20 protein-coding genes are annotated in these 24,460 nt (G+C 41.1%); 11 read left to right on the plus strand and 9 right to left on the minus strand.

Annotation, left to right across the window (positions count from 1 at the left end; all coding sequences use genetic code 11):
• The 3 genes from AC6CH7_RS22740 to AC6CH7_RS22750 form a co-directional block, all read left to right on the plus strand.
• Positions 1-331, plus strand: a 331-nt coding sequence (locus AC6CH7_RS22740; protein WP_498264884.1) for a transketolase C-terminal domain-containing protein, incomplete at its 5' end; no start/stop codon positions are given.
• Between the two features lie 138 nt (positions 332-469).
• Complete coding sequence (locus AC6CH7_RS22745; RefSeq protein ID WP_498264885.1) at positions 470-2,083, plus strand: xylulokinase; 1,614 nt, start codon at positions 470-472, stop codon at positions 2,081-2,083.
• Between the two features lie 226 nt (positions 2,084-2,309).
• The gene (locus AC6CH7_RS22750; RefSeq protein WP_498264886.1) at positions 2,310-2,507 is read left to right on the plus strand and encodes a hypothetical protein; all 198 of its coding nucleotides are present in this window, start codon (positions 2,310-2,312) and stop codon (positions 2,505-2,507) included.
• 564 nt (positions 2,508-3,071) lie between these two features.
• Here the strand turns inward: AC6CH7_RS22750 and AC6CH7_RS22755 are convergent.
• A complete protein-coding gene (locus tag AC6CH7_RS22755; protein ID WP_498264887.1) occupies positions 3,072-3,518 on the minus strand; it encodes an SRPBCC family protein in 447 nt (148 codons plus the stop codon).
• Positions 3,519-3,520: 2 nt separating this feature from the next.
• Positions 3,521-3,874: an ArsR/SmtB family transcription factor gene (locus AC6CH7_RS22760; protein ID WP_498264888.1), complete on the minus strand. Its 354-nt coding sequence runs from the start codon at positions 3,872-3,874 to the stop codon at positions 3,521-3,523.
• 167 nt (positions 3,875-4,041) lie between these two features.
• Here AC6CH7_RS22760 and AC6CH7_RS22765 point away from each other — a divergent pair, with 167 nt between their 5' ends.
• Entirely contained in the window at positions 4,042-5,097 is a 1,056-nt protein-coding gene (locus AC6CH7_RS22765; protein WP_498264889.1) for an L-dopachrome tautomerase-related protein, read from the plus strand.
• A gap of 153 nt (positions 5,098-5,250) precedes the next feature.
• On the opposite strand, the gene AC6CH7_RS22770 is transcribed toward AC6CH7_RS22765, so the two are convergent.
• Positions 5,251-5,628, minus strand: coding sequence for a DoxX family membrane protein (locus tag AC6CH7_RS22770; RefSeq protein WP_498264890.1), 378 nt, complete (start codon positions 5,626-5,628; stop codon positions 5,251-5,253).
• Between the two features lie 426 nt (positions 5,629-6,054).
• Between AC6CH7_RS22770 and AC6CH7_RS22775 the strand changes: the two genes are divergently transcribed.
• The 4 genes from AC6CH7_RS22775 to AC6CH7_RS22790 all read left to right on the plus strand — a co-directional run bounded on the left by AC6CH7_RS22775 (position 6,055) and on the right by AC6CH7_RS22790 (position 13,593).
• Entirely contained in the window at positions 6,055-9,102 is a 3,048-nt protein-coding gene (locus AC6CH7_RS22775; protein ID WP_498264891.1) for a SusC/RagA family TonB-linked outer membrane protein, read from the plus strand.
• A gap of 15 nt (positions 9,103-9,117) precedes the next feature.
• Positions 9,118-10,725, plus strand: a complete 1,608-nt coding sequence (locus tag AC6CH7_RS22780; protein WP_498264892.1) for a SusD/RagB family nutrient-binding outer membrane lipoprotein — start codon at positions 9,118-9,120, stop codon at positions 10,723-10,725.
• Between the two features lie 135 nt (positions 10,726-10,860).
• On the plus strand, positions 10,861-11,946 hold the full coding sequence (locus tag AC6CH7_RS22785) for a T6SS phospholipase effector Tle1-like catalytic domain-containing protein (protein WP_498264893.1): 1,086 nt from the start codon (positions 10,861-10,863) through the stop codon (positions 11,944-11,946).
• Between the two features lie 144 nt (positions 11,947-12,090).
• Positions 12,091-13,593 carry an alpha-L-fucosidase gene (locus AC6CH7_RS22790; protein ID WP_498264894.1) on the plus strand — a complete coding sequence of 501 codons (1,503 nt, stop codon included), beginning with the start codon at positions 12,091-12,093 and terminating at the stop codon, positions 13,591-13,593.
• Between the two features lie 24 nt (positions 13,594-13,617).
• On the opposite strand, the gene AC6CH7_RS22795 is transcribed toward AC6CH7_RS22790, so the two are convergent.
• Positions 13,618-14,205, minus strand: coding sequence for a Crp/Fnr family transcriptional regulator (locus AC6CH7_RS22795; protein ID WP_498264895.1), 588 nt, complete (start codon positions 14,203-14,205; stop codon positions 13,618-13,620).
• Positions 14,206-14,315: 110 nt separating this feature from the next.
• Positions 14,316-14,780, minus strand: a complete 465-nt coding sequence (locus AC6CH7_RS22800) for a hypothetical protein (protein ID WP_498264896.1) — start codon at positions 14,778-14,780, stop codon at positions 14,316-14,318.
• Between the two features lie 174 nt (positions 14,781-14,954).
• Here AC6CH7_RS22800 and AC6CH7_RS22805 point away from each other — a divergent pair, with 174 nt between their 5' ends.
• Positions 14,955-16,337 (plus strand): SGNH/GDSL hydrolase family protein, encoded by a 1,383-nt coding sequence (locus AC6CH7_RS22805; RefSeq protein ID WP_498264897.1) that lies wholly within the window; start codon positions 14,955-14,957, stop codon positions 16,335-16,337.
• A gap of 75 nt (positions 16,338-16,412) precedes the next feature.
• On the opposite strand, the gene AC6CH7_RS22810 is transcribed toward AC6CH7_RS22805, so the two are convergent.
• Complete coding sequence (locus AC6CH7_RS22810; protein ID WP_498264898.1) at positions 16,413-16,871, minus strand: ferritin-like domain-containing protein; 459 nt, start codon at positions 16,869-16,871, stop codon at positions 16,413-16,415.
• A 335-nt stretch (positions 16,872-17,206) separates the two neighbouring features.
• Between AC6CH7_RS22810 and AC6CH7_RS22815 the strand changes: the two genes are divergently transcribed.
• Entirely contained in the window at positions 17,207-17,413 is a 207-nt protein-coding gene (locus AC6CH7_RS22815; RefSeq protein ID WP_498264899.1) for a hypothetical protein, read from the plus strand.
• An 18-nt stretch (positions 17,414-17,431) separates the two neighbouring features.
• Here the strand turns inward: AC6CH7_RS22815 and AC6CH7_RS22820 are convergent, their stop codons facing one another.
• Positions 17,432-18,496: a DUF2652 domain-containing protein gene (locus AC6CH7_RS22820; RefSeq protein ID WP_498264900.1), complete on the minus strand. Its 1,065-nt coding sequence runs from the start codon at positions 18,494-18,496 to the stop codon at positions 17,432-17,434.
• 148 nt (positions 18,497-18,644) lie between these two features.
• Here AC6CH7_RS22820 and AC6CH7_RS22825 point away from each other — a divergent pair, with 148 nt between their 5' ends.
• Positions 18,645-21,077 (plus strand): TonB-dependent receptor domain-containing protein, encoded by a 2,433-nt coding sequence (locus AC6CH7_RS22825; protein ID WP_498264901.1) that lies wholly within the window; start codon positions 18,645-18,647, stop codon positions 21,075-21,077.
• A gap of 123 nt (positions 21,078-21,200) precedes the next feature.
• On the opposite strand, the gene AC6CH7_RS22830 is transcribed toward AC6CH7_RS22825, so the two are convergent.
• Both AC6CH7_RS22830 and araA read right to left on the minus strand, forming a co-directional pair.
• Positions 21,201-22,886, minus strand: coding sequence for a sodium/sugar symporter (locus AC6CH7_RS22830; protein WP_498264902.1), 1,686 nt, complete (start codon positions 22,884-22,886; stop codon positions 21,201-21,203).
• 73 nt (positions 22,887-22,959) lie between these two features.
• On the minus strand, positions 22,960-24,450 hold the full coding sequence (gene araA / locus AC6CH7_RS22835; protein WP_498264903.1) for an L-arabinose isomerase: 1,491 nt from the start codon (positions 24,448-24,450) through the stop codon (positions 22,960-22,962).
• Between the last annotated feature and the right edge of the window lie 10 nt (positions 24,451-24,460).

The following is a 24,460-nucleotide window of genomic DNA, read 5'->3' on the forward strand; positions in this document are numbered from 1 at the left end:
AGAAGCCGGCGAAAAACTAGCAGAAATGGGAATTGATGCTGAAATTATCAATATCCACACCATTAAACCTTTGGACGAAGCAGCAGTGCTGAAATCTGTAAAGAAAACAGGATGTGTGGTTACCTGCGAAGAGCACAATAAGTTTGGTGGATTAGGAGAAAGCATCGCAAGATTACTTTCAACTGAACTTCCTTCTCCTCAGGAATTTGTTGCTGTTAACGACAGCTTTGGAGAAAGTGGTACTCCTGATCAGTTAATGACTAAATACGGATTAGATTCAATTAATATTATTGAAGCAGCTCAAAAAGTAATTAAAAGAGCAAAAAAATAATTACTTCTTAGCAGGGCATTTTCGGCCAACGCTGGTTGGCCGGAAATTACTCATTTGCCCTGATTTTATTGTTTCAGATTGTCCTGTTACCATGACTCCGTGAGCCGCGTCACTAGTCATTTATATAATTACATCATTATGGATAAAAATATCAAACAGACGATAGTCAGGGGGGGAACCTCGCTTGGCATCGAATTTGGATCGACACGAATCAAGGCTGTACTGATTGATCACAGTTTTGAAATCATTGCTTCCAGTAGCTATGAGTGGGAAAATCAATTGATAGATGGGTATTGGACCTACGATCTCAATGAAATGATTAACGGGTTGCAAAAAAGCTATCGCCAATTAAATCAAGAGGTTGAACGGAAATACGGCATACCACTGCAAAAGATTGGGTCAATTGGATGTTCTGCCATGATGCAGGGTTATATTGCACTAGATCAGGCGGGAGCGTTATTGGTCCCGTTCCGTACCTGGCGCAATTCCACAACGGGGACAGCTGCAACTGAGCTAACCGAGAAATTCCAGTTTAAAATCCCCCAACGCTGGAGCATTGCGCATTTGTACCAAGCGATTCTGAACGATGAGGAGCACGTCCCTAAAATAGGTTATGTTACTACGTTGTCGGGTTATATTCATTGGCTGTTGACTGGCAACAAGGCTATTGGTGTGGGAGATGCCTCGGGTATGTTCCCCATCGATGGATCTGCAAAACAATATAATGAAGGTATGCTAAAGCATTTTGCGGATTTAATTGCAGATAAAGACTACCCTTGGGACCTTAGAACTATCTTGCCCAAAGTTTATACGGCAGGCGAATGTGCTGGGTACCTCAATGAAGCTGGTGCCCGACTATTAGATCCATCAGGCAACCTGCAAGCAGGTATTCCGCTATGTCCTCCGGAAGGTGACGGCGGAACAGGAATGGTCGCGACAAATAGCGTCAGAAAGTCTACTGGCAACATTTCCGTTGGCACCTCTATTTTTGCAATGATAGTACTAAATAAAGAGCTGTCTACTGTATATCCTGAGATTGACATCATGAATACGCCTGATGGCAGCCCTGTCGGTCTGGTTCTTGCCAACAACTGTTCCAGTGATATTAATGCATGGCTTAGCTTGTTCCGTGAATTTTACGAAGCAATGGGGCTGAAACCCGATATGAACCAAATATTTAGCGTCCTGTTTAACAAAGCACTGGAAGCTGACGCTGATGGCGGCGGCTTACTAAGCTACGGCTACTATTCAGGTGAGAACATCACCGGGTTTGTAAAAGGCCGCCCGCTGTTTGTTCGCTCTCCAGAAAGCCATTTCAATCTGGCAAATTTCATGAGAGTACATCTGTTTACCGCATTTGCCGCACTAAGACTCGGGATGGATATTTTGACACAGAAGGAGCAGGTAACGATTGACCGTATTTTGGCGCATGGCGGACTGTTTAAAACGCCGCTAGTCGGTCAAAAAATGTGTGCTGCTGCACTGAATGTTCCCGTTTCGGTCTTGTCAACGGCTGGTGAGGGCGGTGCATGGGGGATGGCAATTTTAGCATCCTTTATGGTTAATAAAGAGCAGCACGAGGGCTTGGCTGATTATCTTACCACTAAAGTGTTCAATAATAAGGAAGGACAAGAGGTTTATCCTGACAGCGCAGATGTCGATGGCTTTGCCTTGTTTATGGAGCGTTACATTAAAGGTCTGGCAATTGAGCAGGCAGCGGTAGATCATTTTTCGGAAAATTGGAAGAAATGATATTTTGCAACAATTCGGCATATACCTGTGGTTTTAGCAAAAAGTGGTTTTCCCCCGGGGAAAGTTGTTATAAAAAAGATGCTCGCCAGCAAGACTTTTCTATAATGTGGAGAAGGGATTTGCCTGAGGTTGAAGGGGGGGGGTCATCGGTTTTGCTTTATTTAACTTATCGAATGTTTTGCCTAAATTCTTAACTTTAGTGCATCTACATGACTGAAAAATTCAAATGAAAAACGTGGTTACTTTAAGCGCTCTGGTATTCATGTTCGGGCTGGCAAAAGCGCAATCTAATCGGGAATATATAGATATCCGCTGGCCAAAAGCTGAACGGTGGGAACTTGACGAGAAATTATCTATGCAAACTGATTTTTCTCGTCGACGACAAGAAGGAAAGCTGGCAAAAAATGGTGATGATATTAAATGACGACATCACAAAAGATACCATTACGATGATTTGATTCATTTTCTAATATTGCATTAAGGAGTAGATTTAGTATGAAAATTCGTCATCTCGACATTAGTAGAGGTCTCTTGCCTGTCCTATTCAAGAGATCTCTCCTGACGGCACTTATTGTGGAACTAGTCAATCAGGATGATCGAATAAAGAATTGCTATACGTATTTCCATATCTAATATTCATGCTGATATTATATGGAACTTTGATTGAGGTAATTAGAAGCTTTTTAAAAGCAAAAGCCTGGTACCCGCTACATCCATTTAACGAGGTACTGGTATACCCATAACAACGAATAAGTGAGCCCACGCTTTCACACGTGAGCACCTTCACCTACCCCTTTGTTGTTATATAAAAAATACCAGTTTTCGTTAAACAAAGTTCTTGGTGCTAAATGCTCCAAATGTTTTGAAGATTCGGCAAAAATATATATTAGTCAATTACATACATATATTGTTTGGACTAATATATATAGGTTTGAATGAAACAAACTAGATGCTAAAAATTCTAATTTTTGAATCTATCCATTAAGGCTTATGGCTGATTGATATCCTGCTCCAGATATTTTTTTAGCGACTCTCCAAGTATAAAATTCCAACCGTCATTAAAGCTGGTAACAGCGAAATTCGGGCTGTCTTTAGGGAAGCTGCCAAGCCCTTCATGGGTCAGCTTTAACCGGGTTTTTTGTGCGCCTTCATTAAAAAGCTCCCAGGTGACCACGGAATATCCGTCGTTATGTTCAGGGTAAGTCCAGCTGTAACTTAGCTTATTAGGCGGATCCACAAAAATCACTTCGCATACATGGAGGTATTGCTCGTTTTCATCACCCCCGCTAAATTGGAATTTGAATCCCTTTTCTGCCTTGAATTCTTCAAGTTCAAAGTACCATTCTCTCATCTGATCCTTATTGGTAATGGCTTTCCATACCTTTTCAATTGGTGCATTATAGCTGCGTTCTACAATTAATGGTTTTGTTTCCATAATTACTTGTGTTTAATTGGGTTATCTCCTGATAATTTGTCGTTTTCCCCGTGCTCCAGAAAGTCGCCAAGGGCATCTAGTTTATGGTTCCAGAATTTCCTGTATCGATTCAGCCATTTGTCGATTTCTTTTAACTTATGTACATCAGCTCTGCAATAGCGCTCCCGGCCGTCCTGTTTCACAGTTATCAACCCGCACTCTTCCAGAATTTTGATGTGTTTGGATATGGCTGGCCGGGTGATACTGAAATGTCGGGCAACGGCATTGAGGTTCAACGACTGATCACTCAATAAATCGATAATCTCGCGCCTGGTGGGGTCGGAGATTGCCTGAAATACATCTCTTCTTAATTCCATATATTTGAAACCATGTGGTTACAAATATATAGGATACCATTTGGTTACACAAATTTAAAATCAATTTTTTGGCAATCATTTATATATTTATCGTTTCATGAAATTCGCCAGGATATCAATATGTTAAGAATTGTGTAATTTAGAAGATATTGAATAATCCCTTCAAGATGAAAGTAGTTTTATGCTTAATTGTAATTAGCATGGCTTTAAACGTGCGATCTCAATCTTACCATTCAGATAAATTGGAAGTAGCAGCTGAGTTTGGTCAGTCACAGCCTATCGGTGTTAGCGTTTCCTCCACTAACAGGGTCTTCGTTTCATTTCCCAAAAGAGAACCCTACCGGTATGGATTAATTGAGATTGTAAATGGAAAGTATATTGCCTATCCCGATGAGAGCTGGAACCGGAAAGAGGGAAAGGAAACAGAAACCTTTTTAAACGTTCAGGACATTTACATCGATACGAAAGACCAACTGTGGGTATTGGACCCTAAACCTGATCAGCATAAATTTAAACTGGTACAGATAGACCTTAAAAGTAATCAGGTGAAAAGAGTTTATCGGTTTGACGACCTGGCAAAAGATAAATCAGCATTAAATGATGTTAGAGTCGATACAGATAAACAACTAGCTTATCTTTCAGATCCCGGTCAGGCTGCGATTGTGGTACTAGATCTTAAAAGCGGTAAAACAAGGCTGGCACTTCAAAATAGGCCTCAAACATTGGCCGTTCCTGGATTTAGTTTGTCTTACGATGGAAAGACAATGGCAGACAAAAGTGGCAATATCTTTAAATCCAATGTAAATGGGATTGCAATAACTAAGGACAATAAATTCTTTTATTTCAGATCAATCAACACCATGCATCTTTATCGCATAGAAACAGAATATCTTGCAGATGCAAAATTAACAGCTGATGAATTGTCTAAATATGTTCAGGATTTAGGCGAAACAGGAGTTTGCCATGGTATGGAATCCGATAAAACTGGCAACATCTATCTCACTTCTTCTACAGATTATAGTATAAAATATTTTACCCCAAATGGCGAGCTTATCACACTGGTACAGGATAGTAGGTTAATATGGCCCGATTCCTTAGGAATTGGCAGCGACGGATATTTGTATTTCTCTTGTGCTCAGATGAACCGTTTGCCACAATGGAATGATGGGATGAATAAGACGAGCTATCCCTATCGCATTTATCGGGTAAAACTTCCAAAATAACCTTGGCTATTGTAAACAATAAATTACAAACAATTATATCCGGTTTTAGTCTGATGACTTTCAACAAAATATAATATCATGATTGAATTATCTCTGTAATAATCAAGCTGAAGATTGAGCATTGATAATTTAAATCTGGTGCTTAGATCAGCCCTACCTAATTAGCGGTAAATACTTGGCTCTATTGTCATAAATGATCCAAACTAACACTATTGCAAATGCTGCTGCGATAGGAAATCCGCTGGCGTCTGTAACCGTATTTGTTAATAAAATCCCTACCATTACCGGGAAAATAACTAAAGCACCCAATGCCCTTGTTTTTGGAAAAATGATCAATAATCCGCCCAGGATTTCGGCGACGGCTATCAGATGCATTAACCAGGTTACTGCCATCATTCCGGTCATTGCTTTGATCAACTCATCCGATATTTTCTCAGGCATAGGCATGTAATGAAAAAACTTGTCCAGGCCGGCGTTGATAAAGAAGAGTCCGAATATCAGGCTTAGAACGAATGTGATTTTCTGTTTCATGGTCTTAATTTTTAAGTCTTGCTAATAGTTTATCTGGTTTTTCAAGGCTACTCGTTGTGGTCAGTAAGGGGTGTCTTCCAATGTGCCCGCGGCAAATCTGGCTTGAACCTAACGTTTTCATCACAAAAAGCATCTCAACTAATAAATATATCTCTTTTTTCAATATATAATACTTTTAAACTAAAAAAAGACCTTGTAGAAATAAAAATGCAGGTATTTGCGGCTTTAAGCGAGAAATAAAGCGTTGGACTACTTGAAATAGTTTGTTGCTCGCTACTTTTTATTAAAATTATTATTGATATTTACTATAAGGATTACTATTCTGCGGGTTAATGCGTGTTATGTGGATCCCTGCGAGCCAAACAAAACCAACCAACAACCATTATTTAACTAAAACAGTTTAAATTTTACTAAAATTGGTATTTTATGAAAAGAAAACTACTCTTGTTATTTCTGTGTATAGGATTGTGTATTACACATGTCACCGCCCAGCAGATAACCGTATCAGGTAAAGTCACCTCGGCAAATGACAACAGCCCACTGCCGGGTGTTTCAGTGAAAATCAAAAACAAGTCCGGCGGATCCAGTACCAATGAATCGGGCAATTATTCCATCAGCGCGCAAACTGGGGATGTGCTGGTCTTTAGTTTTATCGGTACCATAAGCCAGGAGGTTCAGGTAACAGGAAACAAGGTGATCAATGTAAAGCTGGCTGAGGACAGCAGGATCTTAAATGAGGTTGCGGTGACGGCCTTTGGTGTAAAACAGGAAGTGAGGGGGCTGGGTTTTTCTACACAAAATGTTAAGGCCCAGGATATCGTAGATTCTCAACAGCCCAATATCGTAAATGCATTACAAGGTAAGGTTGCAGGGGTGCAGATCACCAATTCCAGCGGTGCTGCTGGTTCATCTGCCAACATCATGATCAGGGGAGGGAGTTCACTGAGCGGCAGTAATCAGCCCTTGTTTATCCTGGATGGTATTCCTGTAGATAACAGTACTCCCGTATCCCAGGGTGGCTTGGTGGCTTCAGTGGCTCCAGCCTCAAACCGGGCAATAGACATCAATCCGGAGGATATTGAAACGATCACTGTTTTGAAAGGACCTGCAGCTGCAGCGTTATATGGAATCAGGGCAGCTTCAGGAGCGATTGTTATTACCACCAAAAAAGGCTCGGGAGGGGCCGCCAGGATTGTGTATCAGAATAGTTTTTCATTTGATCACATCAACAAGCTTCCTGAACTTCAGTCGCAGTTCAAACAAGGTGAGCAGGGGGCAGCCAATGCAACAGCATTGGGCTCCTGGGGACCAGCATTTTCTGCAGGGGAACCAGTCTATGATAACCTGGGTGGTATTTTTAAAAATGCCTTTGCACAAACACACGATGTTTCGGTAAGTGGCAGCACAGACAATTCCCATTATTATACTTCCGGATCTTTTTTGGAACAGGGATCGATTATTGACAATTCAACTTTCGGGAAAAAATCGTTCAGGATAAATGCAGATACCAAAGTTGGAGAAAAATTAACCGTGGGAGCAAGTGCTAATTATATCCGTACAGACAGGAAGTACCTTTCTCAAGGAAGCTTTAATGGTATTATGGGAGCGCTTTCCTGGCCCCGAAGTCTAGATATGAAAGATTATCTGAATACTGATGGCTCACAAAAAATTATCAACTCTACAGGAACAGACAATCCTTACTGGACCATAAGCAACAAGCCTTTTACCAGTAAGGTGAACAGGATAATTGTACAGGGTAATCTGGATTATAATCCCTTTAGCTTTTTAAACTTTACCTATAGGATAGGTACAGACTATTATACAGAGAACTTTAAATCTGTAAGGATGCCGGGAACATTGGAACCCAATGTAATCAAAGGGTCTATTGCGCAATCTGTCGCCAATAACCAGATCACTACCTCAACAGCTATTCTGACAGGTAAAAAGAAAATAGGAGCAGACATTAATCTTAGCCTTTCTATCGGAAATAATATAGAAGTCAGCGCTTTGCAGACCGCTACCTCCAGTGCACTTAATTTTATTGACCCTACATTTGCCAGTCTTAATAATACTAAGCCTTCTGATAGAACCACTTCAGAAGATTTGAGACGCAGAAGGATATTCAGCTGGTTTGGAGATTTTAATGTGGATTGGAAAGGGATCGCTTATCTGAATTTTAAGGGAAGGAATGACTGGTCATCTACTTTACCGGTAAAAGATCAATCGTTTTTTTACCCTTCGTTAAGTGGGGCAGTGATTTTGACCGACCTGTTAAAAGAAATGGGGGCCAAATCTGATGACCGTGTTTTTTCATATGGTAAAATAAGGGCAGCTTATTCTAATGTGGGCAAGGATGCCCCGCCATATTCACTCACTACCTTATTGGCTACCCTAACAAATGATTTCACTATTAATCCACGAGGATTTATTATCAACTCAAATAATGCTTTCGGTAACCCGTTGCTGGTGCCTGAGTTTACACGTGCCTTTGAAGTAGGAGCAGACCTTAGGTTCATTAAAAACCGTTTGGGTATAGATGTGACCTATTATTCAAGCAAGTCTGATAACCAGATTTTGCAGTTGCGCACACCACCATCTTCAGGCTCTTTTTTAGCAACCCTAAACGGAGGGGCGATACGAAATAAGGGGATAGAGGTGATACTGAATGGAAGACCAATAGTTGGTAATGATTTTAAATGGTCAATAGACGTCAACTTTGCGCACAATACCTCTGTTGTTAAGGCATTACCCGCAAAAATTGACAGGATTGAACTGTCTGATGCCTGGGCCGCATCTAACGTAGCACAGGGAGCTGCTTTTTTAGACGGTAGTTTATTTGGTATAAATGGAAATATTTGGAAACGAAACGCACAGGGACAACTGTTGCTGAACAATGCGGGTTATCCACAAGTTCAGACAGCCCTGGCTAATATTGGCGACAGAAATCCTGATTTTACAATGGGAATAACCAATACTTTCAATTATAAGGACTTTATGTTCTCGTTTATGGTCGATGTCCGTTCCGGCGGACAGGTATTCAATGCAACAGAGAATGCCTTGGTAAGATCAGGCCTGAGCCTGAAAACCCTGGATAGAGGAACCAGGGTATTTGAGGGGATCATTGAATCTACCGGTGCTCAGAATACAATTGCAGTTCCTTTAAACCAGAATTACTATCAGACCATTTACGCCAATCAGGGTTACGATTTTGTAGAAGATGGAAGCTGGGTAAGACTGAGATATGCTACACTTAGCTACAATATGCCTACAAAGTACTTGGGTAAATTAAAAATCAAAGGACTTTCATTTACAGTAACAGGTCGTAACCTGTTACTGATCACAGATTATTCCGGTGTTGATCCGGAAGTTTCAGGTAGTGGCGCAGGAGTAGGTGGAACGGGTTCTTTTGGTTTTGATAATCTGGGTGTTCCGGCTACCAGAGGGTTTGATTTAGGTTTAAAATTAACATTGTAATAAGGAGGACTAATTATGAATACGATATGTAAAAAAGGGCTGGTTTGTCTGGTTTTGGTCGCTGCCATTATAGCCCCTTCATGTAAGAAATTTCTGGATGTAAATACAGATCCGAATAACCCCACTAAGGTAACTGCAGCAAACAGGCTGGTTGGTGCCATTACCACTTCTAATGGTGCTGCAATGTGGCGCGGAGGCAGGGAGATTGCCGGCCTAACTCAGTATGGGGTAACCAAACTTTTAACCGGAACCAACCTGAATGCAGAGACCTGGCGCTTTACCGCAAGCTATTTTGCCTGGCAAAATACCTATGTGTTTACGATGCCAAATTGTATCGATCTGATCAATCTGGGAGAAGAAGAGGGGAGCCCGTCTTTTGTTGGCGCCGGAAAAACTTTATTGGCCATGAACTTTGGGCTGCTTGCCGATCAGTATGGTGCCATTGTAATTGATGAATTTTATAATGGGAAGACCCAGCTTTCTTTGACACCTAAAATGCAGGACCAGCAAACCGTTTATCAACGGATAGATAAATTGCTGGATGAAGCCATTGTTGCATTTAATAATCCGACAAACAATACTACCTTAAATTCTGCTGCAGGTGACATCATATATCAGGGAAATGTAGATAAATGGAAACGTTTTGCCTGGGCCCTGAAAGCCCGGTACCTAAACCATCTTTCTAAAAAAGGAGCGCTTTATAATGCTGCAAAGATTATTGAAGCCTGCGGAAATGCCTTTAATGCTGATGGAATGGATGCCGAATTTCCATATCTGGCTGGCGCATTGCCGACTGATGAAAACCCATGGTACAGCTGGGGCGGATTTACCGTGCCGGTTGGCGCTAAGCCCAATGACAATAGCTATAATCCAAGATACTTCGCCTGGAGCCAGTTTTTTGTAAATATGCTTACAACATTGCCTGTCACCAATACCAGCCTTCAGGATCCAAGGATCAGCAAGATCATGCAGCCAGCCATTTCTGACGGTCAATACAGGGGTCTAAGGTCTGGGGGTGGCTTGGTTGGGGGACAAGGTATTTTAGCTAGTGGGCAGAATGGCGATGCTACAAAAAAGAACGCTGATGATTATGGGCTCTTTAGCAACAGCGGTTTCTACACCAAGCAAACTTCACCTTTTCCCTTCATCACTTACTCTGAAGTGAAATTGATTGAGTCGGAAGCTCGATTGAGATCGGGGGATATACCGGGAGCATTGGCGGCCTATGAGGAAGGTGTGAAATCTAACATGCGCAAGCTTGGGGTTACAGGTCCCGAAATTACTACTTACTGGATGGCGCAGCTGGCTGACGGCTTGAATGCGCATTTTGCGAACCTGACCCAAGGTTTAAGTCATATCATGAGACAGAAATACATTTCATTATGTTTAAATCCGGAAACCTGGGTAGATATGCGCAGGTCCGATTTTAGCCAGGCCATATACGGGCCTTCGCTGGTTAGGCCTTTAAACCTGAATACTGTTATATTTGATGCCAATAACCCAACTCAATGGATTAGAGGGATGGTTTACGAAAGTAATGAACAGACTCGTAACCCGGATAATGTTGGAGATAATTCTGAAAAATATCGATTGCTGACACCACTTTGGTGGGATACAAACTAATTGTGTAGCCTGCGCCTTTTGAATTAGGGGCGCAGGCTATTTCATGGATGCCAGTAGTCATAAATAACTATTGTAGTTGTGGTAAGGGATTGCTATGTTACCTAATGTTGAGTGTATTGATACTGGCTTTAGGAAATGAACGAGGCAAAGAATAAGAGAATTGTGATCTGTTGCGACGGCACCTGGAACGAACCCGGTAAAACCGATAAAGGCCTCCGGGTAAAAACCAATGTACAGAAGACCTTCGAGAGCATCTGTAACATTGGTAAAGATGGTGTAATGCAGATCAAATATTATACCGACGGGGTGGGTACCTCGGGGAGTAAACTTCGCAGGCTGATTGATGGTGCAACGGGATTTGGACTGGATGAGAATATTCTGAATGCTTATAAGTTTCTGGTCTGGAACTATCTTCCAGGGGATGAGATATACTTTTTCGGTTTCAGTCGGGGTGCTTATACCGCAAGAAGCATTGCAGGCCTGATCCGAAATTGCGGGATCATTAGGAACGATGACCTGACTTTGGCCAAAACAGCATATACACATTACCGTAGCAGAAACGAAGGCTGGGCACCTAACGGGAAGAAGGCCACGGACTTCAGAAAACAGAACAGCCACGAAACCAATATCAAATTCATTGGCGTTTGGGATACAGTGGGCTCACTTGGTATCCCGTTTTCAATCTTTAACCTGTATAACCATAGGAAATACCGTTTCCATGATACCGACCTTAGTTCGTATGTAGATAATGCTTTTCAGGCCCTTGCGATTGATGAACACCGGATGAGTTTTGAACCGGCCATATGGATTCAGCAGGGAGATTCACTTCAAAAAAATCCGGCACAGGTACTTGAACAGCGCTGGTTTCCTGGCGTACACTCCAATATAGGAGGGGGGTATCCGGATGCCGGAATAAGTGATATTGCCTTCAGATGGATGGTTAATCGTGCAAAAAAAACAGGACTCGCCTTTGATGAAAATATGCTCTCCAGGATCATCCTGGAAGACCCCGAGAATGGGGTATTATATGACTCACTGGGCTTTTGGTTTAAGTTGCTACCGAAAGTGAGGCGGGAATTGAGCAGACTGCCACAGTATTACCAGCGTGTGGACGCTTCTGCATTTTACCGCTGGCATAAAGATTCAGGTTACAGAGCCGAAAACCTGAATCGCGTGATTGATGAACTGAGCAGCGATGCGGCTGATAGTTATTGGTGCTGATCATCACATGGCTAGCATTTCGTCGGATAATTCATGAACTTAGCCATTTAGTCTATTTCTTATAACATGAATCTCATTTAATTTAGCTTTTTAATACTAAGCAATTAATATCAATCCTTTTACGTCAGATACCATTCACACCATATGAAACTTATAAGAAAGCAAATATTTACAATACTCCTATTGGCTTTGGCATGTAATTGCTGTGTTGCCCAATTATTGGTTCCGGCTACGAAACCTAATTCAGCACAACAGGCTATGATTAAAAGAGGTTATGGCATGTTTATCCACTTTGGTATTAATACATTTAACAATACGGAATGGTCTGACGGAACGTTGCCATTAGAGAGTTATAACCCTACAAATCTTGATCCTGATCAGTGGGTGCTCACCGCAAAAAAGGCGGGTTTCCGTTATGTCTTGCTGGTTACTAAGCACCATGATGGATTTTGTTTATGGGATAGTAAATATACAACTTATGATGTGGCCTCATCTCCCGTAAAAATGGATGTAGTAAAAGCAGTGTCGGATGCCTGTAAGAAATATGGAATCCAGTTTGCAGTTTATTATTCATTGTGGGACAGGAAAGAGCCTTCCTATAAGGATAAAGACCCGCAAAAATACATTAACTACATGCTCAGCCAGTTGACAGAATTGTTCACTAATTACGGAACAATTGGTGAGTTATGGCTGGATGGGGGATGGGATAAAAAGCCATCGGACTGGGGTATTGATCAGGTTTATAGTTTGGTAAAAAAATACAATCCTGATTGTGCGGTGAGTGTTAACCATACCATTGTAAATGAAGAAGGAAAACGCAACTACACGCCGCCAGCCAACATGACTGAGGATAATAAGTATTTCTTTCAGTACTTCCCTTCTGATTTTCGTTTATGGGACCCGGAATTAGCGGCCAAATCAGATAAGAAACAGTATCTGCACCAAGGGAAGTCGTATTACCTGCCTTTTGAACATACCATTTGTATCAGTAAGCGATTGAACTGGTTTGAAAAATCAGAACCACTACCAACCAGAGATTTAGATGAACTGGAGGAACTGTTTTACTGGAGTACAGACAATGACAATTGTCTGGTGATGAATGTTCCTCCGGATCAGACCGGGCGCATACGTGAATATGTGGTTAATACTGCCATTGGACTGGGTAAAAGACTTAATCTATCTTTGAATAAGGCCTTACCTAAAAATGGTAGATTCATTTCAATGAACAAGCCGGTTATAGCAAATAGCGTTTGGGATGATAAAAACGGGCAATATGCAGGTAATGCTATTAACGACGGGAAAATGAATAGTCGTTGGGCAGCTAAAGATACACTGGCTACTGTCGAAATGGAGTTAAATCCCTCAGAGTCGTTTAATAAGATCAGCATATTTGAATATCAGGATACAAAGAGATTACCTGATGGCTTTTCTCAGATAAGAGTATCGCGTATACAACAGTATAGTATCGATATTATGCAAAATGGGCAATGGAGAACCGTTTACCTTTCTGACGAACCTATGGGAGATTGTAAGGTGATTAGATTGCCATTGAGTTATACTGCAAGCAAGTTGAGACTGAGAGTACTCAAAGCAACTGCTCCACCTTCAATTTATGAATTGAGCGTGATCAACATGCCTGCAAATTAATATTTCTGTTCTTCTTATTAGAGCTTACCTTTTTATCCGTTTTCTGATCCGACTCAACGAAGGATTCGCTATACCCAAAAAAGAGGAGATATGATATGCGGGAATCCGTTCAATGATATTCGGATGTTCCTCCAATAACCTGAGGTATCGTTCTTCATGTGAGAAAAACATGAATTCCTCGGCGCGTGTCTGTGCATAAGCAAAAAACAATTCTGCCAGCAGCCTTCCGAATTTCAGCCAGTTGTTATTGGATTCATAAAGGTTGTTGAGATCTTTATAGGAAATAAAGACAATTTCAGCATCTTCCATAGCTTCTATGAAGTGCCAGCAAGGATTTTGAGAGATAAAACTTCTAAAAGAAACAACGAACTGATTCTCAGAAAAAAAGAAAATATTTTTGTCCGCTTTCGCTTTTGGGTCATGGTAATAAATACGAAAAATCCCTTTTATCACTGGCCCGAGGTCGTTGCAAACCATACTCTGCATATTGAAAAAATCGCCTTTATTGATTTTTCGCGGTTTCCAGAATGCCTGACCCTCCTCAATGTCTTTATCTGTCAACCCAGCGAAATCCCGCAGATGCTGTGCTATGATCTGGTTTTTTTCAGTCATGATCGTCTTATTAATAGATGAAGTGTTTTTACTGCTATTAATCCTAGCCTGCAAAACAACTCAACGAACAGGACCGGATCAAAAACTGATTCTAAGCCATTTGCAAGGGACTAAAACGGTCTGAAATACGGTCGGCTTGTCAATGGTGAAAATGCCCAGGGAACCGATGACAGTATAATTAAAAGGCCGGCACTAAACCACAATGCCATTGTTTGAAACTTTTCGCGGTCTGTTAGTTTGCGTTTTGCCCTGGCCGATCCGATGGTGATCACCACAATTGCTATTACCATCATCAGGCTGTGCTCCATGCCGAAAAAACGGATTTCCCTGCGATGAACTGCGTCATTGAAGTTGTGCAAAAAATAATTGACAATCGGGCTGATGAAGTAAAGCACAAGACCGAAAATAAGTTGGATATGTGCAATGGTCGCCGTCCAATGTCTCACGGCATTATCAACTCTGGAGAAACTTCTTTTTGAACTCCAGCCGCTAAAGGCTCGGAAAATGGCAAAAAGTAAACTTGCCAATACCACCCAGCGAACCAGAGAATGTAGTGCTAATACTGTTGAGTACATTTTATGTTATTGATCATTATTTGTTGAAGGAGCTAAAGTAAAACAAAAGTATATTGTACAGTGATCATTCTAAAATATCTAGAATGAATTGTTAAAAAAAGATGTATTGAGTAGTTTGCAAAAAAATAGCCATCTGCCGGGCAAAACCCCGCTAGCAAAAATTAATATATGATCATGAAAAAAATTATACTTGTTTTATTATTGGCTGTTTTAAGTAACACAACAACCAAAGCGCAGGTTCTTCAACCTTTTGCAGATGGAGATCGGGTGGCCTTTTTGGGGAATAGTATTACCGAGGCGGGATACTACGGATCCAATATTTGGCTGTATTACATGACACATTTTCCAGAGCGGAAGATTTCAATAATTAATGATGGGATAGGAGGCGACGTAGTAGGCCAAATGAACGACCGTTTTGAGCAGGATGTATTGCCGAAAAAGCCGAATATTGTGGTCCTTACCTTTGGCATGAACGATAGCGGTTATGCTGAGTTTAATGCAACAAATGCCGAGGAAACAGCAAAAAAGCGTGTAGCAAAATCACAGCAGAATTTCGTTCTGCTTACAGACAAGTTGAAGGCTCAAACCAAGATCAAACCTGTGATGATGTCCTCGTCGCCTTATGACGAGACCATGGAAAACAAGAATAATTATTTCAAGGGCAAAAGCAAGGCAATGCAACAGATCATCGCCTTTCAGCAAGAAGCCGCAAAAAATAACAGATGGGCCTATGTAGATCTGTTTCATCCCATGACCGAAATCAACGTTAGGGAGCAAAAGAAAAAACCTGATTTTACCATCACAGGTCCAGATCGTATCCATCCGGGCAGGGGTGGCCACTTGGTGATGGCAGCATTATTTCTTAAAAGCCAGGGCCTGGCGGGAAAACCCGTGGCCAGTGTTCACATCGATACAAAGAAAGGACTTGTTGAGGCAGAGAATGCAAAAGTTAACATCAATAAAAAAAGTGAGCAGGGATTAAGTTTCAACTATTTTGCCAATGCATTACCTTTTCCAATAGATTCTGTTAATGGGGTATGGGAAAATCCACAAACGCAGGCAGATGTATTGGCTGTATATCCTTTTATCCAGGAGTTCAATCAGGAAAATTTAAAGATCGAAAACCTGGAAAAAGGAAATTATCACCTGATGATCGATGGTGAAAAAATAAGGACATTTAGTGCTGATACACTTGCAAAGGGTATCAACATGGCTTTGTTGAGCAATACGCCACAATACCAGCAAGCGGTTTCGATCATGTATCTTAACGATTTAAGGCTGGAACTGGAGAAAAAGATAAGGGAGTATTATTGGTTGCACTTTAACTATTTCAAAGCACAAAACATGTTGTTTGATGATTCGCAGCAGGCATTTGAAAAAGTAGCTGAAAAAGCTAAAACAGACTGGTTTGTGAGAAGCAAGATGGGAACTTATCAAACTGCCCGTTTTCCGGAAGTACGGAAAATGTGGGAAGATAATATCAAACAATTAACCGAGAGGATCTACCAGATCAATAGGCCGAAATCGCACCTTGTAGAAATTGTGCAAGTGAAATAAGAAAATTGAAATCGTTATAACAAAGCCACCCATTAGGTGGCTTTGTTAGGAGAATACCCCCGAAAATAAAATTGCTTAATTCATTGATCTTGCAGCATCACGTAATGCCTTAATTGCATCATGTGCAGACTTAATCTCTGAGGCCTGGCTGCTAACGGTTTCTAATGCTGAACCGCTAAGCTCACCATTTTCCAATGCCACTTTGTAGGCTGCTTTTATAGCATCTTCTCCACGCTCAGCCTCAGAAAGTATGCTGGCACGGTCACTGCCACCAAAGAGCGATTTTACATCGATCCAGGCGCGATGTAGGGTACCTGCAACGCTGTTGCCTGTTTCCACATCTTCACCATATCCTGCGACAATCGCAGTCAATTCCTGGCTGAATTTACGGCTCTGGGTACTATACTCCTGGAATAAAGCTTTCAAATCCACATTTTCATCTTTGATGTCCGCTATAGCTTTTTCAAATCCCGCGATGCGGTCGTTGTTGATCTCTGTGAGATCGTTTAATACTGATATTGATTTTGTGCTCATGGTAAATAGTTTTAGGGTGATAGAACAACTGAAAACGCCGGCAGTTTTAAATAAAAAATTAATCTTAGATTTTGCTGAGGTTTTAAGCTTAGGCTAAAAGTCGCATTAGTCCCTACAAATGGTTCGGCCAGGCTTATAACCAAAGGTGTTTCATAGGTGTTAAGCTATTGCTTTCACGATTGTGTATCGTCCTGATATAGCTTTAAAAAAACACATGTTTCAATTATGCTTATAAGGTACAAAGATTAATATTTTTTAAAAAGCACTTTGTAATACAAAGTTATTTAATTACCTTCATATCGAAATAATTTGAAAAATCTTAACCATTATCAATCATGAGAAACAAAGCAGGTAAAATTAGCGGGTTTATCGTAGGGACAACAGGCTTCCTTTTGATGTTTAAAATGATTTTCCTTAGAAATATTCCTCCCTCAGATGAGCTGGCACCAGGAGTCGTAGTGATCACAGCTGGATTAATTGGATTGTTATTTGCCTTTATAGGCTCATTAATTCAAAACTATCTTGTTGGCAAGAGCACCTGAATGGTATTTTAGGACAGATTACAAAGGAATCTTTTTTAATAGCGGAATGATATTTTCTAATGACCTTTGAAGCATAGCTTCCTGTTCTTTTTGACCCGATGATCTTAAAAGAAAATCTGTAATCCAATTGCTGGCTTTATAGACATCTATGGTAAGTTTTGTTTCCTTGTCCGCTACTTTTATCAGCGTGAAGTAAGTCACCTGATCCCCTTTTTCGTCTGTTTCACTAAATTCAATTTTATCATCCGTATAGGAGTAGCTGCTCGAATAGTAAATTGTTTTTCCATTAGTTAATGTCCACTTGCTTTTCATACCCACCCGTGGTAAAAAGTGATTCAGTTCCTCTATTTTTTTTACGCCTTCCCACCAAAGGTGACGAAATTCAAATGCACCTGAAGCATGAAATAAGGTAATGATGTCAGTTTCGTATACTCTTGAAACGGAGTGTGTTTTCTTTTTGCCGGAAAGGTCTAATGGAGGTAAAGGGTCATCAGGTATTTCGTTTTTTAACTGGCTTAACTGTGTGTAATGAAAGTGTATTTCCCCGGCTTCTGTCTGCTTCATACTGTCAGTCCAACTCATCCAGTCTGTAAAATCAGCGGGTTGCTGATCATCCAGAAGGTCTTTGGTTACCAACCAATATTCATGTTGCGCGATGTCGTTCTTTAAAAGCTGGTGTGCCACAATAACATCTTTACCAATTAGTTTACTGAAATTCTTTACATTATATCCAGCAAATTCACCGTAGTGTGTAATTACTTTTAAAGAAAGGTTGGCAGCAGAAATACAGGCCTTGCACTGGCAATACCTCCTTTGGTCATAAGCCATAAGATTTTTGTGAAACAGGCAAAACATCTTTTCTACCTGCTTATACAACTCTTTAAGTTGCGGCGGTTCGCCAAATTTGTAAAAAAGAATGGCATCGCCTTCTATTTCGGAAACTTCCAGGCCTATTTGATTTGCATTAATGAGCAATTCAAGCAATTCCTGTATGATTACGCGGCTGTGGTTAATTTCTGATTCTGTTACAAATCGCGTGAAGCCACTAATATCAGGGATAAAAAGCAGACCTTTTGTTTCCATTTCATATTAAAGTTACAAACAATAAACCATTAGATAATCATCAGCACAGATCTAAGTTTGATAAACAGCTTTCGAAAAGAATTTTACATTTCCTGTGTAACCTATTCGCGTAGAATTCATCTTATTGTTATAAATACACACGTCAATAATGAAAACACATTTACTTTTTGTACTCTTTTTATGCTTATATATTTTGCCATTTGAAGCCACTGCGCAACAAAATGGCAAAATAACCGGAACGGTTAGGGATGATAAGCAAACCCTGCCTTCGGTAAGCGTACTTTTATATACGGCTAAAGATTCTGTATTGGTTACCACAGGAATGACCGATGGAGCCGGCAAATTTAATCTTCCAGCTGCTCCCGGGTCTTACTATGTTTTATCCACTTTTGTTGGTTATAACAAAGTGAAAACACCGGTATTTGAGCTTAAGGGCTCCACATATGAGCTGCCGGCAATCGTGCTTAAGGAAAATACGAATAAACTCAATGAGGTGAGTATTACGGCATCAAAGCCTGTTTTGGAACGAAAAGGGGATAAACTGATTTTCAATATTGAGGCTACACCCTCCGCCGCAGGACTTAATGGTCTGGAGGTGCTCAGAAAGGCTCCCGGAGTTACCATTGATCATAATGAGAATATCTCTCTTGCCGGCAAAGGCAATGTACTGGTGACTATCGACGGCAAACAGACTTATTTGAGTAGCGCCGAAGTAATAAGCCTGCTTAAGTCGATGCCAAGTTCAGAGATCGAAAGTATTGAGATCATCAACAATCCTGGCGCGCGATATGATGCAAATAGTACGGGTGGAATCATCAACATCAAAACAAAGAAAAGCCTTGCCATTGGCTTTAACGGTAATTTGACGCTCGGTGCTGGTTATAATAAACGTTTGCAAGCCAATCCAGGTGTTAATCTGAATTATCGCAGGCAATTTTTTAATGTGTTTGGGTCCTATGACTACAATAGATGGCCTTTTCAGGAGAACCTTACCATTGACAGGGTAACACCTGGTATGAATTCAAAACAATTGTATTTTAGCCAGAGAAATAAAGACACCTCGGTTTTTGCATCGAATAATTTTAAAATTGGAACAGATTTGTTTCTGACCAAAAACCATACACTTGGTGTTTTGTTTAAGGGTAATTTGAATGGATTTGATCAAAATGGTTTTAGCAGAATTGCTATTGGCGATTCGTTTGCAAAACCAGATTCTATATTGCAAACTCCAGGTAAAAACTCAACAGATCGCACAAATTTTTCGTACAATATCAACTATAAGGGGATATTGGATACTGCAGGGCAGGAAATTACTATTGATGCCGACTACTCAACATTTAATGGAAATAATAAGGCGAGTTTTGTAAACCGCTTTTTCCTTCCTGATGGAACTTTTTTTAAGGACGGACAGATATATAGGAATTTTTCGCCTTCGGATATCAACATTAAAGCCATTAAAGCAGATTATGTATTACCCCTTAGCAAAATGTTCAAGCTTGAAACAGGTATCAAGGTAGCCAGTGTGAAAAGTGATAACAATTTTGTGTATGAGAATGATGTTAATGGAGAGTGGATACAGGACAACAACCGTAGTAACCGCTTTAAGTACGACGAACAGGTAAGCGCAGCTTATGCCATTCTGAACATCAGTACAGGTAAGTTCTCGGTGCAAACCGGTCTTCGTGCAGAACGCACTCGATCTACAGGTAATTCGGTTACGATAAATCAGTTGAATAAGCGAACCTATACTGATTTTTTCCCTTCGGTAACATTTAGCCGAAATTTCGATGCGGACAACGTTGCAAGTTTATCTTATTCGAGAAAGATTAACAGGCCAAATTATCAGAACCTTAATCCATTTATTTTTTACCTTGATCAGTATACTTACAACGAGGGTAATCCTAATCTTAAACCGGAATACTCTACAAATTTTGAAGCGACTTATTTATGGAAGCAAAAATATAGCGTGGCGCTTGCCTATTCGCACACTTCGGATGTAATCACACAGATCTTATTGCAGAATGAAGCCAAAAAATCGATGTACCAGACGGTACTTAACCTTGCTTCTAATGATGTGGTATCACTTACGCTAAATTTCCCCGTAAAAATAAGTAAATGGTGGAACCTGAATAACAATCTGGTGGGTTATCATAAACAAATCCAGGCACCGGATCTTAACGGAACAGATCTTAACTCAAAGCAATTCAGCGCAAGTTTGTATACTCAGAATAATTTTACGCTAAACAAGCTCTTCAGCGCAGATGCTTCGATATATGCCAGTACCGCACAGATCGATGGGGGATTTAAAGTAAAAAGTATGCTAACTGCTGATGCTGGCCTGCGTTACAGCTTTCCAAACCAGAATGGTAATTTGAAACTCGGAGTTGGCGATATTTTTCATAGCCAGAGGAGCAGGGTATTTAGTACGTTGCCTGGTAACGTATACAGCCTGGAGCAATGGGGTACTTCGACTAATGTGAGGTTAACTTTAACATATCGTTTTGGAAAAACCAGTGTTAAGTCTGAAAGAAGCAGGCAGACAGGGCTTGATGCGGAACAAAAGAGACTGGGAGGAAAATAATACACAATACGTGGAAACATTGATGAGGGTGTGTTCTATGCTGAAAAACAAGCACAGGCTTAAGTTTTTTAACATAGAATACACCCTCATTTTTATAAAGTTACATGGCTAGTGAAGTATAGCCTACCAAAATTTCACATATAATGCAGCAATGATCAATAGCGTAACCACGATCAAAGCCAGGGTAGATGGAGAAACTTTGAACATGGATTTATCCAGTTCAAATGCTTTAGGATTTACTTTAGGACCAGCCAAACTCATTGCAATCATAATGGCCATGGTAAAGAAGAAAGAAAGACCCATACAAATATGGAATGGAATCTCAAAACCACCTTTGCCATTAGGATAGGCCGTATATAAGAAAGTATCGTTACCCAGCAGGCTTGGTGCCATTTCGTTGAAGAATACCGAAAACAGGAAACCTGCCAGTACGCCCGCGATGGCTGCACTACCAGTGGTTCTTTTCCAGAACATCCCAAGAATAAACATGGCAAATACACCTGGACTGATGAATCCGGTATATTTCTGAATGAAAGTAAAACCACCTTCGCCACCAATGCCTAACAAATCATTCCAGGTAAAGAGAACTGCCAGGATCATACCTATAAATACCGTTGATCTGCCAACTAATACCAGGTTCTTTTCTTCTGTACCTTTCTTGAAATATTTTGCATAAATATCGAGGGTAAAGATGGTGGAGATACTGTTTACTTTACCGGCAAGTGAAGCTACAATAGCTGCGGTAAGTGCCGCTACGGATAGTCCCTTAAGGCCTGTAGGTAAAAAGGTAAGGATGGCTGAATATGCACCATCTTTGCCGCCGATCAATTGAGGCAGGTGCCCACCTTTGTACAATACATAAGCTGCAATACCAGGCAACATGACGATCAATGGCATCATCAGCTTCAAAAGGCCAGCGAAAAGTATTCCCGTTCTTGCGGTTTGCAGATCTGCACCAAGTGCGCGCTGAGTGATATACTGGTTACATCCCCAATAGTTGAGGTTGATGATCCAGATACCAGCCACGTAAGAAGCCAGTCCAGGAAAAGTCAGGTATTTGCTGATCTCATTTTGGGTGGATTCTGCAGTTGGTTTTGGAATGATCATTTTGAAGTGCTCTGGGGCCTGTTCCATTAAAACATTGAAACCGGCAATGGCATTGGCGCCAACACCGAACTTCTCGCCGACAACTGTCAGTGCGATGTATGTGGTTACTAAACCACCAAAAATCAATACCGCCACCTGGATTACGTCTGTATAGGCAACTACTTTCATTCCCCCTAAAGAGATGATCAGTGCAAATACCGCAAGCCCGATCATAATCACATGCAGGTAATCCCCGCCTGTGAGTCCGTTAATGGCTACTGCACCCAAATAAAGAATAGACGTCAGGTTTACAAAGACGTATAAAAACAGCCAGAAAATGGCCATGATCAATGCTACCGACTCATTGTACCTGGTCTTTAGAAATTGCGGCATGGTGTAGATCTTGTTCTTAAGGTATACCGGAATGAACCATACGGCTACAATAATAAGCGCGATTGCGGCAATCCACTCGTACGCGGCCACTGCAATACCAAGAAAAAAACCTTCACCACTCATACCAATAAATTGCTCGGCAGAAATGTTAGAGGCGATAAGGGAGGCACCAATAGCCCACCAGGTGAGCGTTCCTTCTGCTAGAAAGAATGCTTTGGCATCATGCTCATTCTTTTTACGCTGGCGATAGATAAAATATCCATAACCGGAAACGATTAAAAAGTAGATGATGAAAACTACATAATCTGTAGTTACTAAATTGTTGTTCATATTGGGCTTATTTGGTTGTTTTGAACAAATGGTTAATGTGCCGGTAAATTACGTTTATCCGGCACATCTTCCTTTATTTATAAAAGATTTCATTCCATTGAAGTTCGTTTCTGAACTGGTTGATCCTGGTATCCGCTCCAATGTTTACGTATTCTATACCTGCAATGTTTGCAAAATCCAGTAAATGCGCTGTTGTCAGATTCTGGCTGTATGCCGTATGGTGTGCACCTCCGGCGTAGATCCAGGCTGCGCAGCCAGTCTTCATATCAGGGAGCGGCTTCCATAACACCTGTGCTACAGGGAGTTTTGGTAGCTTATGCTTGGGTTCCACTGCTTCTACCTCGTTTACGAGTAGCCGAAAGCGATTACCCATATCGATAATTGAAGCATTGAGTGCATTTCCGCCGGCTACAGTGAATACTAGTCTGGCAGGATCTGCTTTCCCGCCGATACCAAGGGGATGTACTTCAAGTCGTGGTTTTTCGTTGGCCAACGATGCATCTACTTCCAGCATGTGAGAACCTAATACCATTGAATTGGCGGGATCAAAGTGGTAGGTATAGTCCTCCATAAAGGCGTTTGCTCCAGGTAGTCCGGCACCCATTACTTTACAAGCACGTACTAGTGCAGCGGTTTTCCAGTCGCCTTCTCCGGCAAATCCATATCCTGCGGCCATTAATCGCTGTGCGGCAATGCCCGGTAGTTGAATCATACCATGCAGATCTTCAAAAGTATCGCTAAAACCTTTAAAACCACCGTCTTCCAGGAATTTCTTAAGACCCAGTTCTATCTTTGCAGCTTCATAAACAGAAGCATGTCTCTCCCCCCCACGGTGGAGGTCAGTTGTCATAAGGTAGCTTGCTTCATATTCTGTCAGCAGCTCTTGGATAGCTTCCTCTGGGATGCTGTTGATAACGGCAACAAGGTCACCAATGCCATAAGTATTGACCTGGAAACCAAACTTGAGTTCAGCCTCTACTTTATCTCCATCGGTAACGGCTACATAGCGCATATTGTCGCCAAAGCGCGCAAATTTCGCACCTTGCCAGTCATGCCAGCCAGCCGCGGCTCGTGTCCAGGTGTCAATTTCACTTAATACTTCCTGATCCTGCCAATGTCCAACCACTACTTTTCGGTCCTTGCGCATCCTGGTTACTATAAAGCCAAATTCACGATCTCCATGAGCACTCTGGTTCAGGTTCATGAAATCCATATCAATGGTGTCCCAGGGAATATCTCTGTTGAATTGGGTGTGTAGGTGTAATAAAGGCTTCTGAAGAATATTCAGTCCTCTTATCCACATTTTTGCAGGTGAGAAAGTATGCATCCATGTGATTACGCCAATGCAATTGGTGGTTAAGTTGGCCTGTTGCAAGGTTTCAAATATCTCCTCAGGTGTTTTTACTATTGGTTTATAAACAACTCTAACGGGAATTTGCGGAGCAGCATCTAGTGAGGATGCCACTTGTTTTGCGTGGTCAGCTACTTGCCTTAACGTCTCTTCTCCATACAGGTGCTGACTACCCGTGATGAACCAAATTTCTAATTCTTTTAAGTTTATCATATCTTAATGC

The organism is Pedobacter sp. GQ55 (genome assembly GCF_059758925.1).